Origin of the sequence: Dactylosporangium sp. NPDC051484, from assembly GCF_040689395.1 — a bacterium.
In the GTDB taxonomy this organism is placed as follows: domain Bacteria; phylum Actinomycetota; class Actinomycetes; order Mycobacteriales; family Micromonosporaceae; genus Dactylosporangium.
This window is the reverse complement of the sequence record NZ_JBFAZX010000022.1, coordinates 41,636-57,877: the sequence shown is the minus strand read 5'-3', so window position 1 is coordinate 57,877 and position 16,242 is coordinate 41,636. Positions and strand designations below refer to the sequence as shown.

General features: G+C 71.5%; 11 protein-coding genes. 8 read left to right on the top strand and 3 right to left on the bottom strand.

Annotated features, from left to right (window positions below; translation table 11 throughout):
* Positions 1-9 precede the first annotated feature (9 nt).
* Positions 10-342 carry a hypothetical protein gene (locus tag AB0367_RS28275; protein ID WP_366229475.1) on the bottom strand — a complete coding sequence of 111 codons (333 nt, stop codon included), beginning with the start codon at positions 340-342 and terminating at the stop codon, positions 10-12.
* Positions 343-775: 433 nt separating this feature from the next.
* Between AB0367_RS28275 and AB0367_RS28270 the strand changes: the two genes are divergently transcribed.
* Both AB0367_RS28270 and AB0367_RS28265 read left to right on the top strand, forming a co-directional pair.
* Positions 776-1,549 (top strand): SGNH/GDSL hydrolase family protein, encoded by a 774-nt coding sequence (locus tag AB0367_RS28270; RefSeq protein ID WP_366229474.1) that lies wholly within the window; start codon positions 776-778, stop codon positions 1,547-1,549.
* A gap of 168 nt (positions 1,550-1,717) precedes the next feature.
* Positions 1,718-2,608: a sulfurtransferase gene (locus tag AB0367_RS28265; protein WP_366229473.1), complete on the top strand. Its 891-nt coding sequence runs from the start codon at positions 1,718-1,720 to the stop codon at positions 2,606-2,608.
* 63 nt (positions 2,609-2,671) lie between these two features.
* On the opposite strand, the gene AB0367_RS28260 is transcribed toward AB0367_RS28265, so the two are convergent.
* On the bottom strand, positions 2,672-3,622 hold the full coding sequence (locus AB0367_RS28260; RefSeq protein WP_366229472.1) for a hypothetical protein: 951 nt from the start codon (positions 3,620-3,622) through the stop codon (positions 2,672-2,674).
* A complete protein-coding gene (locus AB0367_RS28255) occupies positions 3,612-6,017 on the bottom strand; it encodes a glycosyltransferase (RefSeq protein WP_366229471.1) in 2,406 nt (801 codons plus the stop codon). Before AB0367_RS28255 ends, AB0367_RS28260 begins: the two co-directional genes overlap by 11 nt.
* 426 nt (positions 6,018-6,443) lie before the next feature.
* Between AB0367_RS28255 and AB0367_RS28250 the strand changes: the two genes are divergently transcribed.
* The 6 genes from AB0367_RS28250 to AB0367_RS28225 all read left to right on the top strand — a co-directional run.
* A complete protein-coding gene (locus AB0367_RS28250; RefSeq protein WP_366229470.1) occupies positions 6,444-8,243 on the top strand; it encodes an HSP90 family protein in 1,800 nt (599 codons plus the stop codon).
* Entirely contained in the window at positions 8,233-11,025 is a 2,793-nt protein-coding gene (locus AB0367_RS28245) for a hypothetical protein (RefSeq protein ID WP_366229469.1), read from the top strand. The genes AB0367_RS28250 and AB0367_RS28245 overlap by 11 nt, the downstream gene beginning before the upstream one ends.
* Positions 11,026-11,230: 205 nt before the next feature.
* The gene (locus AB0367_RS28240) at positions 11,231-11,887 is read left to right on the top strand and encodes a TetR/AcrR family transcriptional regulator (protein ID WP_366229468.1); all 657 of its coding nucleotides are present in this window, start codon (positions 11,231-11,233) and stop codon (positions 11,885-11,887) included.
* 101 nt (positions 11,888-11,988) lie between these two features.
* Positions 11,989-13,341, top strand: a complete 1,353-nt coding sequence (locus tag AB0367_RS28235) for a biotin carboxylase N-terminal domain-containing protein (RefSeq protein ID WP_366229467.1) — start codon at positions 11,989-11,991, stop codon at positions 13,339-13,341.
* Position 13,342: 1 nt separating this feature from the next.
* Positions 13,343-14,236, top strand: coding sequence for a hydroxymethylglutaryl-CoA lyase (locus AB0367_RS28230; protein WP_366229466.1), 894 nt, complete (start codon positions 13,343-13,345; stop codon positions 14,234-14,236).
* Positions 14,237-14,703: 467 nt separating this feature from the next.
* Positions 14,704-16,242 (top strand): chaplin family protein (locus AB0367_RS28225; RefSeq protein WP_366229465.1); only part of this gene is annotated, 1,539 nt, incomplete at its 3' end.

The window sequence follows — 16,242 nt, the reverse complement described above, 5'->3', positions numbered from 1 at the left end:
GACCCACATCTACAGGGCCTTCGAGATCACCGCGGCCTCGGGCACCGGGGTGACCTGCCCGCCGACCGGCGCGCTCGGGCTGAGCGTCATGCCCGTGCCGACCGAGCCGTCGTTGGCGCGCAACTGGTGCTGGGCCAGCAGGTTGCGGAACGAGGTGCCGGCGAGCACCATGCGGAACTGCTCGGCCGCGGCGGACCGGTTGGGCGACAGGCGGGGCATCGCGGTGTACGGGAAGTCCAGCGCGACGGGGGCCGGGTCGGGGTACACGGCGATCAGCGGCACCGCCGGGCTTGCCGCGTTGTAGGTGTGCAGCGCCCGCTCCGACAGTGGCGCGAGCGTCACCGCCGTGGCGAGAGTCTTCGGGTCGGAGTCGCGGGGGAAGCGTGCGACCAGGCCGGACTGCTGCTCCGACTTGGATCATGCCGGCCGCGAGGGCGATGAACCCGTTGCTCCTCAAGTCCGTCGCCCGATGCCGTCCTCTCACGATTACCCAATATTCCCTAGACAAGCGATTCGTGGGTCACGCGTTCGGCCAATCGTCACGCGTGCTCACGTGCGATAAGTACACTCCGCAGCCTCATAATCACTTTGAGTTGGACCACCCTCGGGTAACGCTGTCGCACGGCGGGCCGGCCACCGTTGCGAGTGAGACGGTGCGGTCGCCAAGAACTGCCGGCCAGTGTGGTCTCGGCCAAACTGGCTTTCGTCCTTCCAATGGCACTGACAGGATGCGAAACGGGGGACGACCGGGACGAACGGACGGGGAGGAATAGACGTGGCGCAATGGGCGAGTTTCGTGGCGGTCGGCGACAGTTTTACGGAGGGGCTTGACGACCTGCGGCCGGACGGGCTGGGGTATCGCGGCTGGGCCGACCTCGTCGCCGGGGTGCTGGCCGAAAACGTCGCCGAGTTTCGCTACGCCAATCTCGCCGTGCGCGGGCGGCTGTTCGACAACATCGCCGCTGAGCAGGTGCCGCTCGCGGTCGCCATGAAGCCGGACCTGATCTCGTTCGCCGGTGGGGGCAATGACGCGCTGCGGCGGTCGTTCGAGCCGGAGAAGCTCGTCGCGCGGTTCGACAAGACGATCGAGAAGCTGCGCGCGACCGGCGCCGACGTGGTGCTCTTCCGCTGGGCGGATCTTACGGGCCGGATGCCGGGCGGCAAGATGCTCCGGCCGCGGGTCGACCTGTTCAACACGGCGATCGAGTCGGTCGGGGTGAATCACGGCGCGCACGTGGTGAGCCTGTGGGACGACTCCGAGTTCGCCAACCCGCGGTTGTGGGGCATCGACCGGCTGCACCTGTCGCCCGCCGGGCACCGGCGGGTGGCGGCGCACGTGCTGACGAAGCTGGGGGTGACGTGTGACCCGGATTGGCTGGCCGCGCCGCCGCCGCCCGAGGAACTGTCCTGGATGTCGCGCAAGGCGGCCGACGCGAGGTGGGCCACTCAGCACCTGGCACCGTGGGTGAAGCGGCGGCTGACCGGCCGCTCGTCGGGCGACATGGTGACCGCGAAACGGCCCGAGCTGGCTCCGCTCAACGAGGGCTGAACCGAGCCCAGCACGACAACACGACCTCGACAACGCGCACCGGCGGCCGAGGGCGGCTCGGCTCGGCGCGAAGCGCGAAGGGTGAAGGGTGAATCGCCCGAGAAGGACGGTGGCCGGCTGGGCGCAAGAAGGGCTGAAGCCGCCCGGTGGAGCGCTAGGGTCGAAGTCATGCCTGTTGCTTCCGATCCAGCGCCCGAGCTGGGCGCGTATGCGAACCCGGGCCGGCTGGTCACCACCGCGTGGCTCGCCGAGCATCTCGACGACCCGGGGCTGGTCGTCGTCGAGTCGGACGAGGACGTGCTGCTCTACGGCACCGGACACATCCCCGGGGCGGTCAAGGTCGACTGGCACACCGAGCTCAACGACCAGGTCACCCGCGACTACGTTGACCCCGAGGGGTTTGCCGCCCTCTGCGGTGCCAAGGGCATCGGCGCCGACGACACGATCGTGTTCTACGGCGACAACTTCAATTGGTGGGCCACCTACGCACTGTGGGTGTTCTCCCTGTTCGGCCACCGCGACCTGCGCATCCTCGACGGCGGCCGGGCCAAGTGGATCGCGGAGGGGCGTCCGATCACGAGGGAGGTCCCGGCTCGCGAGGCCACGATATATCCGGTCGTACCGCGCGACGACGAGCGGATCCGGGCGTTCCGCGAGGACGTCATGCAGCACATCAAGGCCGGCCGTCCGCTGGTGGATGTGCGGTCGCCGGGTGAGTACTCGGGCGAACTGCTCCACATGCCGGACTACCCCCAGGAGGGTGCGCTGCGCGGCGGGCACATCCCGGGCGCGGTGAGCAAGCCGTGGAAGCAGGCCGCCCGCGACGACGGCACGTTCAAGCCGGTCGACCAGCTGCGCCGGATCTACGCCGACGAGCTCGGCCTGCGTCAGGACGACGACATCGTGGCGTACTGCCGCATCGGCGAGCGCTCGTCCCACACCTGGTTCGTGCTGACCCACCTGCTGGGCTACGACCAGGTGCGCAACTACGACGGCTCGTGGACGGAATGGGGCAACCTGGTCCGCGTGCCCGTGGTCAAGGGCTCCGAGCCGAAGTGAGGGCCGGGCGCGCAGCCGGGTGAACAGCAGCGGGGCCGCGCTGGACGCGTGGCCCCGGCGGGCTCATTCGTCTTCGGGAGGCAGCGAGACCAGGTAGTCGACGACCTCCGAGTATCGGGCGCTCGCCATGGCCACGGTGAGGTCGGCGGCGCCGTAGTAGAGGCGCAGCTCGTCGCGGGCCTCGTCGTGGACGAGGCCGGTCGGGAAGATCACGTTTGGCACGTCGCCAATCCGCTCGTAGTCGGCCTCGGGGCCGAGCACCCAGCTGGGGGTACGCCGGATGACCTTGGTCGGGTCGTCGAGGTCCAGCATGACCAGCCCGACGCGGTAGATGGACGTCGCGACCATCGTCTTGACGCCGTGGTAGACGGCGAGCCAGCCGTGCGGGGTCTCGATCGGGGGCGGGCCCATCCCGATGCGGGTGGCGTCCCACCAGGGGCCGGAGCGTGACTGCATGACCGGCTCGGGAGTGGTCCAGGAGCGCAGGTCGGTCGACTTGGACAGCCACACGTCGGCGCGGGCGGACAACACGGACACCGGCCGGTGGAAGAGCACGTAGCTGCCATCGATCCTGCGCGGCAGCAGCGATGCGTTCTTGTCCTCGGGCGGCATCACGACGCCCAGGGGCTCCACGGTCAGGAAGTCCTCGGTCCTCGCGAGCGCGACGCACGGGCCCCCAGGCCCGTACGCCGTGTACGCGATCACGTAGCTGCCCAGCTCCTCGACGTAGGTGACCCGAGGGTCCTCCACGCCCCAGCAGCTGCGCGCGTCGGTCGGGTCGTCGGCGATGAGCGGCTTGCCCTCGACGACCCAGTTGGTTCGCCCGTCCTTGCTGCGGGCGACGGTGAGGTGCGAGATGCCCCGGCGATCCTCGATCCGGCAGAGCAGGACGGTGTCGCCGTTGTGCAGGCAGGCGCCGGGGTTGAACACGCTGTTGATCGGATAGGGCCAGTCCCCGGCGCCGAGAAGGGGATTGGCGGCTTCCCGGTGGAACAGCTCCGCGTCAAAGTGCATCGGAATGGTCCTCCGTGGTGCGCAGACGGGGCGGTTTGGCGGTCGCGCTGAACCCCGCCGCCGACGCCCGGCCTACCACGCGTCCCTTGTTGGTGGGTTTGGACAGTGTGGCGACCGGCAGGGAGGTCGGAACCGGCGTCGTGGCCGCCACGGGGTGCGGCAACGCGGCCAAACCGGCCCTGAGGAGGCTGAGGAGCGCTTGGTAATAGGCTAGCGTGGATTCGGCGCCCTGGTTCCCATTCGGCTCAGTAGCAGACAGACCGTCATGGCAGGCGCCGGTGGCGTCCACGTAGAGCCGGGCCCCGACGCGGTTGCGCCCCAGAAACCACGTGAAGCCCCAGCCCGCCAGCCGTGCCAGGTGCGGGTCGGCCGTGTGCTGCCACGCGTCGACGAGCGCCTCGGTGATCGCCGCGGCGTCGATCGGCTGCTCGTCGCCGTCGTCGGCCAGCCACAGCGCCGACGGCTCGCCGCGGCGGTGCCAGTGGTTGCCGACGCAGCGCAGGGTGCCGTCGGCGAGGCCCACGTGCTGCACGTACCAGTCGAGCGCGGCGATGGCCCGGTCGGCCGCGGCGTCGTCCTCCAGCAGTGCCGCGCCGAGCAGCATGGCCTGCGGCAGGCGTGCGTTGTCGTAGGTGAGCTGCGGCTCGAACCAACGCCAGGCCGGGTCGACCGCCGACGTCTCGGCGAGCGCCTCGTCGAGCCGCGCCAGGAGCGGCGCCGCCTGTTCGACGCGGCCGGCGCGGGCGAGGCCGATCAGTGCGTACGCGGCCGGCCGCAGGCCGAGCCCGGGCAGTGCCTCGGTGCGCGGGCCCAGCTCGTCCAGCAGCGCCGACGCCGGCCTTCTGATGTCATCCGGTACCGCGGGAGTGCCCACCAGCACGCCCAGCGCCCAGACCGTCCGCCCGACGTGGTCGCCCATGTGCGGCCAGTCCTGCCAGGTGCCGCCGTAGCTGAGCACGTTGTGCATCGCGCCGGACGGGTCGTAGGCGGCGGTGAGGAACCGCATCGACTGCCGCAGCCACCGGGCGGCCAGCGCCGTCTGCCGCGCGTCGGTGCCGACCGCGATCAGGTCCGCTGCCACGATCGCGAGCCGGGCGACGTCGTCGACGCAGTACCCCGAGGAGGAGTCCGGGTTGGGGCCGCGGGAGAACTGGATGATGCCGATCTCGTCGGTGAGCCGGTCGAGGTGGTCGAGGTTGAGCACCGGCGCGGCGGCCGTCGCGTGGCCGGGGCGGGACGAGGCGGCCTCGGTCTGGCGTACGACGTCGATGAACAGGTCCGCCTCGCGGGCCGCGACGGCGGGCCAGGGCAGCCAGGACGCGCACGCCTCCGCGACAGCCTTGGCCGCGGCCAGCGCGCGTGGGTCGTCGAGCAGGTCGATGATCTCCGCGGCGAGCGCGCCGCCGTCGCCGATCGGCACCACCCGGCCGGCGCCGCCGGCGAGCATGTCCTCGGCGTAGCTGTACGCGGTCGACACGGCCGGCAGCCCGGCACCGAGGGCGAAGGTGAGCGCGCCCGAGCAGATCTGCTCCGGCTGGCGGTACGGCGTGACGAAGAGGGTGCTCGCGTGCAGGATCGCCGACAGCTCGTCGAGGCCCAGGAAAGCGTCGACGAAGTGGACGTTGCCGGCCAGGCCCAGCTGCTGGACCTGCTTGTGCAGGCCCTCCCGGTAGGCCTCGCCCTCCTGCCGCTTGATCTCGGGGTGAGTGGTGCCGGCCACGATGTACTGCACGTCCGGGTGCTTCTTGACCACCTCGGCCAGCGCGTCGATCGCGATGTCGATGCCCTTGCCCTTGCCCAGCAGCCCGAACGTGGTCAGCGTCGGCTTGCCCCACACCGTGTCGAGCAGGTCGCGCAGCTCGGGCCGCAGCGTCGAGGTCTCCGGCGGGCGGCGCATCCCCTCGGGCGCCCCGTGCGGCACGACGACGAGCTGGTGCCCGGCGGCGACCCCGGTGCGGATGGCGACCCGGCGGGCCGTTTCGGTGAACACCGTCACCCGGGCCGCGCGAGCGCACAGGGCACGCAGCGTGGCGGCCTGCTCCGGCGAGGGCTTGGGCAGCACGGTGTGCAGCGTCAGCAGATACGGGATCCCGCAGGCGTTGAGCGCCCGGGTCAGCTCCAGCAGGTGCGAGCCGGCCGGCCCGCCGAAGATTCCGTACTCGTGCTGGATCAGCACGACCTGGACGCCGGCCTCGCGCAGGACGCGGGCCGCCGCGGAGTAGTCCTCGATGCGGTCCTGGTTGATGGTGGCGACGACCTCGTCGCCGTAGGTGAGCCCGTCACGGTCGATGGCCACGACGACTGTTTCCAGATCGTCGGTGGCGACTCCCAGTGCCTCGCGCAGGTCCGCGGTGTACGTCGCAAGACCGCATTGGCGGGGCAGATAGGTCGACACGATACCGAGTCGATAGGTCGCGGCTGGGTGTGACATGGACACATTGTTACCCCCGACGGCGCCGAAAAACCTTCATACGGCCGGATGAGGGGCGGGTTGGACCATGTACACCAGCAGCTCATACAGGATATCACCCGCTCTTTTGCCGAGGTGTTCGTCAATATGGGATATTCGCCTGCGCGATCGGCCAATGGTCACGTACTGTGATCAGGGACTCTGGAACCATTCGGGTAGCGGTTCGCGGGCGTCGATCCATTCACGGGGAATTCCGCCGCTGCGACGTTGGCCGCGCCGATCGCCGCCGCCGTCGATCGCGCGCGTCGAGGCCATGCCCTGCCGGGACGGCCTGGTCGATCTCCCGGCCGAAACGCCCTGCTCCGGGGCGCGGGGGCGGGAAATGTCAGACCCACGCGGTAGCGTGCCCGCGTGGATCGGACGTTCCAAGTGGATCTGCGCGGCGTCGTCGACCTGCTCAGCCACCATCTCTACGCGAGCCCCCGGGTGTATGTCCGGGAGCTGCTACAGAATGCCGTCGATGCGATCACCGCGCGCCGGTCGGCGGGCCCGGCCGGCCCGGACTCGGGCGGTCCCGGGCCGCTCCCCGTGATCCGTATCGAGCCGCCGGACGTCACCGGCGACGGCACCCTACGAGTCCTCGACACCGGCATCGGGCTCACCGAGGAGCAGGTGCACCAGTTCCTGGCCACCATCGGGCGCAGCTCCAAGCGCGACGACCTCGGCTTCGCCCGGCACGACTTCCTCGGTCAGTTCGGCATCGGGCTGCTCTCCTGCTTCCTGGTCGCCGACGAGATCCGGGTGCTGACCCGCGCGGAGGGCGCCCCGGCGGTGCTGTGGCGCGGGTTCGCCGACGGCCGCTACAGCGTCGAGACCGAGGACCTGCGGCGGGCCGAGGTCGGCACCACGGTCACGCTCGTGCCGCGCCGCGACGCCGAGGACTGGCTGCGGCGGCGGACCGTGGCCGAGCTCGCCTCGCTCTACGGGTCGCTGCTGCCGGTCCGGGTGGAGGTCGCCGGCGTGCCGGTCAGCGGCGAGGGGCCACCGTGGCAGGCGGGCGGGTCGGGGCGGCGGGAGCGCCTCCAGGAGTACTGCCGGGAGGTCTTCGGGTTCGTCCCCTTCGACGTGATCGATCTGTCGGTGCCGGAGGCCGGGCTGACCGGGGTCGCGTTCGTGCTGCCGACGCCCGCCAACCCGGCGGCGCGGGCCGGTCATCGGGTGTATCTCAAGCGGATGCTGCTCGCCGAGGGCGCCGAGGGGGTGCTGCCGCCGTGGGCCTTCTTCGCCCGCTGCGTGATCGACGCCGGCGAGCTGCGCCCGACCGCCAGCCGCGAGGCGCTCTATGAGGACTCGTTGCTGGAGTCCACCCGCGAGGCGCTGGGCGACCAGCTGCGGGGCTGGCTGATGAGCCTCGCCGGGCGCAATCCGCGCCGGCTCGGCGAGTTCCTCGACGTGCACCACCTGGGCGTCAAGGCGCTCGCGTTGCACGACGACGAGATGCTGCGGCTGGTCGAGCGCTGGTGGCCGATGGAGACCAACACCGGCCGGATGACGCTGGCCGACTTCCGCGCGCAGCACGGCCTGGTGCGCTATTCGGCCCAGCTCGACGAGTTCCGCCAAATCGGCGCCGTCGCCGCGGCACAGGGGATGCCGCTGGTCAACGCCGGATACATCTACGACACCGAGATCATCGAGCGGCTGCCGCAGGTCGAGCCGGGCGCGCTCATCGAGCGGGTCGAGCCGGGCGACCTCAGCACCGCCTTCGACGCCCTCGAGCCCGAGGTGGAGCTGGCCAAGCGGCCGTTCCTGCAGTTGGCGCAGCGGGCGCTGGACCGGCTCGGCTGCGAGGTCGTGCTGCGCTCCTACGACCCGGCCGCGGTCCCGGCGATGTATCTCACCAGCCGCGCCGCCTCGTTCGCCGCCGAGCTGCGGGCCACCCGCGAGCGGGTCGACGACGTGTGGGCCGACGTCCTCGACGCGCTGGCCCGCACCGACGAGCAGGACCGCTCCCAGCTCGTGCTCAACTATCGCAACCCGCTCGTGCGGCGGGTCAGCGAGATCGCCGACGCCGACCTGGTCCGCCTGGCGGTCGAGGGGCTCTACGGCCAGGCCCTGCTGCTCGGCCACCATCCGCTGCGGCCGGCCGACGCCGCGCTGCTCAACGGCTCGTTCCTGGGCCTGCTCAACAAGGCGGTCGGACATGAAGAGTGAAGAAGAGCTGTGGTCGCTGCTCCGCGAGGCCTACCACATGCCCTACGGCGGCGCCCAGATCGCGCTCGTCGAGCAGGTCATGCAGCACGCCGACGCTGGCGGGCACGACGAGCTGCGCCTCGCCTCGCGGCTGTTCGCGACGACCGCCTATGTGCACGGCGGCGAGCCGGCCAAGTCGTTCGTCACTTTCTCGTGGTGCCGGGCCGAGTATGACGCGCACCCCGAGCGCTTCGACCGCGAAGACGAGCACACGCTGCTGTGGCACTTCAAATACATGGTCAACGGGCTGCTGAAGTTCCCGGCCGTGCCGCTGGCGCGCACCCACGACGTCCTCGACGACATGGAGCGACGCTTCCGGGCCGGCGGGCACAGCCTGCACGCGGTCTACGCATACCGCTACCAGGTCGCCGCGCACCTGGGTGACCCGGCGGCGGAGGACTGGTATGCCAAGTGGAACGCCGCGCCCCGCGACCAGAACTCCGACTGCGCCGGCTGCGATCCGGGGCAGAAGGTCGACCACCTGGTCAGCCTCGGCCGCGACGAGGAGGCGGTCGAGATGGCCCAGCCCATCCTCGCCGGGCGGCTGACCTGCGTCGAACAGCCGCAGTCGATCCTGACCTCGCTGATGGTGCCGTATGCGCGCACCGGGCGGCTGAGCGAGGCCGCGGACGCGCACCGGCAGGCGTACCGGCGGCTGCGCGGCACCATCGCGGACATGCAGAGCATCGGCGAGCACATCGCGTTCTGCGCGCGGACCGGCAACGAGACTCGCGGTCTCGAACTCGTCCAGCGGCACCTGCCGTGGCTCGAGCGGTCGCCCAGCCCGCATGCCGACATGTGGTTCTCGGCCTCCGCCGCGCTGCTGCTGGGCCGGCTCGACCCGGGCCTGCCCCTCGGCGACACCACGGCCGGCGAGCTGGGCGGCCGGCTCGCGGCACGTGCCCGCGACTGGGCGGCGAAGTTCGACGAGCGCAACGGCACTTCCTCGCTCTCCGGCCGCATCGAGGCGACCATCGGCGCGCGGCCGCTCGTCGAGCACCTCCCGCTGAGCGCCGTCGCCCGCCGCCGCGCCGAGGCCCCGGCCGCCGTCGCCGCCCCGGCGGAGCCAGAGCTGCCCACCGACCCGGCGGCGCTGCTCGACCGGGCCTGGCAGCTCTACGACGAGCACCGCGTGGACGCCGCGACCGCCGCGTTCGAGCGCTTCGACGAGCTGCTCCCGCAGCCGCCGCCCGAGCTGGCCGTGCGTCGGCTCGACGGGCGCGCCCGGCTCATCGCGATCCGTGACGACGGGGGACCGGCCGCCGAGGCGCTGTTCCTCGAGGTCGCCGCCGCCCACCGGGCCCTCGGCGAGGAGCTGAAGGCGCTGGCCGCGCAGTCCCGGGCGGTGCTGTCCCGCCAGGCGGACGAGGCGATGCTCGCCGACCTCGTCACGCTGATCGAGCGGATCGTCGCGCACGAAGGCGCCGACGCCGACCTGCGGGCGGAGGCGCGGCTGCGGGCGGAGTCGGCGCTGCTTCGGCTCGAGCGCGTGGAGGAGGCGCTCGCGGCCGTCGACGCGGCGATCGCCGAGCGGCCCGAGCGGCCGTCGCTGCGCGCCGAGCTGAGCGCCCGCCGTGCCCGCGGCCTGCTCGTGCTCGAACGCTACGAAGGGGCCGTGGCCAGCGCGGACGAGTCGCTGGAGCACTACGCGGCGCTCGGCACCACGCCGCCTTCGGCGGGCATCCCCTCGCTGATCCGCGCGCACGCACTGGGCAACCTCGAGCGCTTCGACGAGGCGGTCGCGTCGTTCGACGCCGCCCTGGCTCTCGCCGCCGATCGGTCGTTCCGGCTGTCGGCGCTGGTCGGGCGGGCCCGGGCGCGGCTGGCCGCCGACCGCCCTGCCGACGCGATTGACGATCTCGTCGAGGCGGTCGCCGATCATGTCGCACAGGGGGAGGACCTGCCGGCGGCGCTGTTGCGATACGACCTGGCCACCGCCTACCACCACGCCGGGCAGCCGCTCGACGCGGCTGAGGCGGCGGAGAGCGCCCTCGACGTGCTCGACCGGGCCGGGGCGCAGGAGCAGGCCGACCAGACGCGGTACATGTTGTCGCGGATCTACCAGGAACTGGGCGAGACCGACCTCGCGCTCGGGCTGCTCGATGCCCTCGCGACCAACCTCGACGGGTATGACAACCTGCCGACGCGGGGCCGGATGCTGCAGGAGGCGGCGCAGCTGCTCTACGACGCCGACCGGGATGCGCAGGCCGCGGAGCGCTTCGCCGCGGCGGCGGAGGCGTTCCGGGCCGCGGGGGTCGTGCAGGCCGAGATGTACGTGCGGCGGATGCGCGCCCTGGCGCTGCGCTGGGCCGGCGACATGGGCGGCTCGCTCGCCGCGCTGGAGGAGGCCGACGTCCTGTCGCGCTCGCTCGACGGCACCGTCGACGCCGCCGAGCCATGGCTGGTCTGGCAGCGGGCCATGCTCGACTGCGACGCGGCCCGGGTCTTCATCGGCGCCGACCGGCTCGACGACGCCGCACGCCGTTGCGCGGGGGCGGGGGAGGTGCTGCGCTCGATCGGCTCGCTCGGCGACGCCCTCGACGCCGACTTCCTGTATGCCGAGGCCCTCATGCGCCTGGGCGACCCGGCCGGCGCGGAGCCCCGGCTGCGCTCGGTGCTGGGCGCGGCACCGCGGGGCTCGCGGATCGAGCAGAACTCGGCGTGGATGCTGGCGGAGTCGTTGGAGGCCCAGGGCCGCTCCGACGAGGCCGAACGCATCCGCGGCGAATACCTGAGTCAGTAGGGGCCACGCCCCGCCCCCACGGCCGCGCACCGAGCGGCCGGACGTGACCGAGCGGCCGGACGTGACCGAGCGGTCGGGCGGTCGCGTCCGGCCCGCTCGCGGCGGGGTCCGATTGGTGTGCGATTCAGGCGCTGTCACAATGATGGGGCGTGATTTACTGAACGAGCGTTCAGTGTTCTGCTTGACACGAGGTTAGGCTTTCCCCATGACGCTGGAACGGCAAGTCGCCCGACCGCCCGCTCAGTCCCGTGGTGCCGCGTCTGCTGGGCTGCCCGCTGGTCAGCAGGCAGCCCAGCAGACGCGGCGGCGCTCCCGACGGGAGGAAATCCTCGAGATCGCCGTCGGGCTCTTCGCCACTCGTGGCTACCACGGTGTCTCCATGGACGATATCGGCGCGGCGGCCGGCGTCACCGGGCCGGCGCTGTATCACCACTTCGCAGGCAAGGAGGCGATGCTCGTCGCGGCGCTCATCCCGGTGAGCGAGCAGCTCCTGGCCGGCGGCCAGGCCCGCATCGTCGAGTCCGGCGGCGACCCGGCGACGGCGCTCGCCGCGCTCGTTGACTTCCATGTGGAGTTCGCGCTGGCAAACCCGGCGGTCATCGCGCTGCACCTGCACGAGCTCGACCGGCTGCCCGAGGAGCCACGCCGGCAGATCCGCCGACTCCAGCGGCTCTACGTGGAAGAGTGGGTTGGCACGCTCACGTCGCTGCGGGTCGGCGAGCTGAACGACGGCGAGGCCCGGGTGCTGGCGCACGCCGCGTTCGGTCTCATGAACTCGACCCCGTTCCTGGGCGGCGAAGTCGACCGGACGCGCCGGGCCGAGCTGCTGCGGGCCGCGACACTCTCGGCGCTGCAGGGGTAATCCTCCGGGATGATGCCGGGTGATTCGGGTGACCCGGCCCGGTTTATCCACAGCCTCGCCGCATTCGTACCCACAGAGTTATCCACAGGAGGGGTGTCCGAATGCTGAGATCGCTGCTCGTCGCCAACCGCGGCGAGATCGCTCGCCGGGTCATTCGCACCGCGCGCCGCCTGCGGATTCGCACCATCGCTGTGCACTCGGAGGCGGACGCTGCGCTGCCGTTCGTCGCGGAGGCGGACGAGGCCGTGCTGATCGGTCCGGCGAACCCGGCCCAGTCCTACCGCAACACCGAGGCGATCCTGGCCGTGGCGAAGGCGACCGGCGCGGAGGCGATCCACCCGGGGTACGGGTTCTTGTCGGAGAACGCGGCGTTCGCGTCGGCGGTGGAGGAGAACGGGCTGATCTGGGTCGGCCCGGGGCCGGACGCGATCGCGGCAATGGGCGACAAGATCAATGCTCGTAACCTGATGGCGGCCGCGGGAGTGCCGGTCGCGCCGGGCACCACCGACCCGGCCCGGACGGTTGACGAGGCGCTGGATGCCGCGACCGGGATCGGCTTCCCGGTGATGGTCAAGGCCGCGGCCGGCGGCGGGGGCATGGGCATGGCGGTCGCGAACGACGCCGACGGCCTGCGCGTCGAGTACGACAAGGTCCGTGGCTTCGCGGAGCGCATGTTCGGCGACGGCTCCGTGCTGATCGAGCGCTACTTCCCGCGGGTGCGGCACATCGAGGTACAAATCCTGGGTCTGGCCGACGGCCGGGTGATCGCGCTCGGCGAGCGCGAGTGCTCGGTGCAGCGGCGCAACCAGAAGCTCGCCGAGGAGACCCCCTCACCCGCGCTGACCCCGGCGCAGCGCGCCGACCTGCTGGCCGCCGCCGTGCGCGCCGGCGAGGCGGTCGGATACCGCAACGCGGGCACTGTCGAGTGCCTGTTCGACCCGGCCGCCGGCGAGTTCTTCTTCCTGGAGATGAACACCCGCCTGCAGGTCGAGCACCCGGTCACCGAGGCGGTGTTCGGCGTCGACCTGGTCGAGGAGCAGCTGCGGATCGCCTCCGGGCTCGACCCGACGTTCGACCCCGGCGCGCTGGCGGTCACCGGCCACGCGATCGAGGTGCGGATCAACGCCGAGGATCCGAAGCGGTTCCTGCCCGGCCCGGGCGCGATCACGACCTGGGTCGAGCCGACGGGCGACGGGGTGCGGGTCGACGCGGGGTATGCGGCCGGCACGATCGTCACCCCGCACTACGACTCGCTGATGGCGAAGCTGATCGTGCACGGCGCCGACCGGGCCGAGGCACTGGAGAAGCTGCGCGCCGCGGTGGCCGGGTTCGAGGTCGACGGGCCCAAGGTCAACCTGCCGTTCTTCGCCGAGCTGCTGGACAACGCCGAGTTCGCCTCCGGCGATTACGACACCGGCATCGTGGGCAGGATGCGAGAACCGAAGAAGGGCTGACATGAGCTTCGTGTCGATCCGCGAGGTCGGGCCGCGCGACGGCCTGCAGAACGAGGACCCGGTGCCGGTCGACGCCAAGGTTCGGCTCCTCGACGCGCTCTCCGCGACCGGTGTACGTCGGATCGAGGCGGTCTCGTTCGTGCACCCGAAGGCGATCCCGCAGATGGCGGACGCCGCCGAGGTCTGGCAACGCGCGGCCAAGGACCCGGCCGTGCGCTACTGCGCCCTGGTGCCCAACACCAAGGGTGCCGAGCGGGCGCTGGCCGCCGGGTTCACCGAGATCGAGGTCGTCGTGTCCGCCTCCGACACGCACAACCGGCGCAACGTCAACCGGTCGACCGGCGAGTCGCTCGACGACATCGCCGGCCTCATCGACCTGCTGCACCGGGCCGGTGCGACCGCCGAGGTGATCATTTCGACCAGCTTCGGCTGCCCGTTCGAGGGCGACATCGCACCCGATCGGGTGGCGGGGATCGTCGACCGCGTGGTGGCCGATGGCGCGGATCGGGTCGCGTTCGGCGACACCACCGGCATGGGCACGCCCCGGCGGGTCGAGGAGGTCGTCGGGCGCGTCCGCGACCGGCACCCGGAACTGCCGCTGCTGCTGCACTTCCACAACACGCGCGGCACCGCGCTCGCCAACGTCCTGACCGCGCTGCGGCTGGGGATCACCGAGTTCGACGCCAGCGTCGGCGGGCTCGGCGGGTGCCCCTACGCGCCGGGGGCGACCGGCAACGTGGCCACCGAGGAGGTGGTGCACATGCTGCACGACATGGGATACGAGACCGGGATCGACCTCACGGCGCTCATCGCGGTGGCGCGGCTGGCGCAGGAGATCGTCGGCCGGGAGCTGCCGTCCGGGGTGCTGAAGGCGGGGCCGCGGCTCCCCCTGTGAGGTCCGTGCCCGATTCGCCGGTTGTCGTGGCGTGTCCCCAGACCGGGCGGTTCGTTGCTCACTACGGAAAGAGTCGTATGTGGGGCGCATGCCCGACATCGAGCCGTACTGAGAGGCGGACATGGCCCAGTCGAGGAGCGAGCGCAACCCGCGCACGGCTTCGCCGCCGGCCGTTTCCCGCTGCGCGCTGAGACCGGTGGCCACGCCGGTCGGCAAGGCCGCCGTATCCGTGGCCCATCCGGCCAGCCGACGCGACGCCATGCGGGCAGCCGGAACGCAAGCCTCGGTCCCAGCGGACCCGCATCGACTACATCGCGGCATCTCGTAATACGCACCACGCACGACCGGGCGCACGTCGACAGGGACGGAGCCGGGTACAGCCTGCCCGCACGCAGGTTCGCGGCTTCGTACCGCGCCCCCTTTTGCAGTACCAAGAACCGAAAAATACCGAAGGGTCTCATTTCCACATGAAGACGTGGGTTCGTAAGTCGCTCAATGTGGGCGTGCTCTCCGCGGGTTTCCTGCTCGTCTCGGGCGGGGTCGCGCACGCCTCCGACTGGGCGACGGGCAACAACTCCGGCCTGCTCAACGGCAACCAGTTCGACACCACGCTCCAGGTGCCGGTCAACGTCTGCGGCAACTCCATCGCCGTGCTCGGCTTCGCCGATGCCAACTGCGGCGGCGGCGCCTCGGCGGTCAAGGCCGAGAGCGCCACCGCCACCAAGAGCGCGACCACCAAGGACTGGACGAGCGGGAACAACGCCGGTGTGCTCAACGGCAACCAGCTCGACACGAAGCTGCAGGCTCCGATCAACATCAGCGGCAACGCCGTGTCGGTGCTGGGCCTCTCCAACGCGTCCAGCGCAGGCGGAGCGACTGCGGGCAAGGGCGACATCACCAGCGGGGGCCGCCACCGCCACAACGGCGGAAACGGCGCCTACAGCGCTGGGGCCAACGGCCGCTCCGGCGCCGAGGGCGTCGCGAACCGGACCGAGGACTGGACGAGCGGGTACAACGCCGGCGTGCTGAACGGCAACCAGCTCGACACGACGCTGCAGGCCCCGATCAACATCAGCGGCAACGCGATCGCGCTGCTGGGCTTCGCGGGCGCGTCCGGCCGGGGCGGCGCGTGGGCGGTCAATGGCGAGAGCGCCTCGACCACCGGGTCCAACCACATCACCGGGTACAACGCCGGCCTGCTCAACGGCAACCAGTTCAACACCACGCTGCAGGTGCCGGTCAACGTCTGCGGCAACGCGATCGCGATCCTCGGCTTCGCCAGCGCCAACTGCGGCGGCGGCGCCACGGCGATCGAGGGCACCGGTTCGGGCCACGGCAAGGGTCACGGCCACGGCCGCGGCAATGGCGGCCAGGACAGCGGCGGTTACGTCCCGGGCACCAAGGCCAACAGCACCGTCAAGGTCAGCACCGCGCCGGCGGCGCACACCAAGAACGTGGCCAAGACGACGACCACGAAGAGCCAGAAGTCCATCGACCTGGGCGCGTACGCCAAGCGCAAGAAGCACCACAACGGCACGGGCGCGGTCCTGCCCCCCGCGCCCAACAACGGCCCCGGCAACGGGTCGAACAACGGCAGCTGCGCCAGCGGCGACTGGACCACGGGGTACAACTCCGGCCTGCTCAACGGCAACCAGCTCGGCACTACGGTGCAGGTGCCGATCAACATCGGCGGCAAGGGTGGGGCCAGCGCGGTGACGGGCGGCCACGGCGACTGGACCACCGGGTTCAATTCCGGTGTGCTCAACGGCAACCAGCTCGGCACTACGGTGCAGGTGCCGATCAACATCGGCGGCAACGGTGGGGCCAGCGCGGTGAAGGGTGAGGGTGGCTGCGGCGACTGGACCACCGGGTTCAACTCCGGTGTGCTCAACGGCAACCAGCTCGGCACCACGGTGCAGGTGCCGATCAACATCGGCGGCAACGGTGGGGCCAGCGCGGTGAAGGGTGAGGGTGGCTGCGGCGACTGGACCACCGGGTTCAACTCC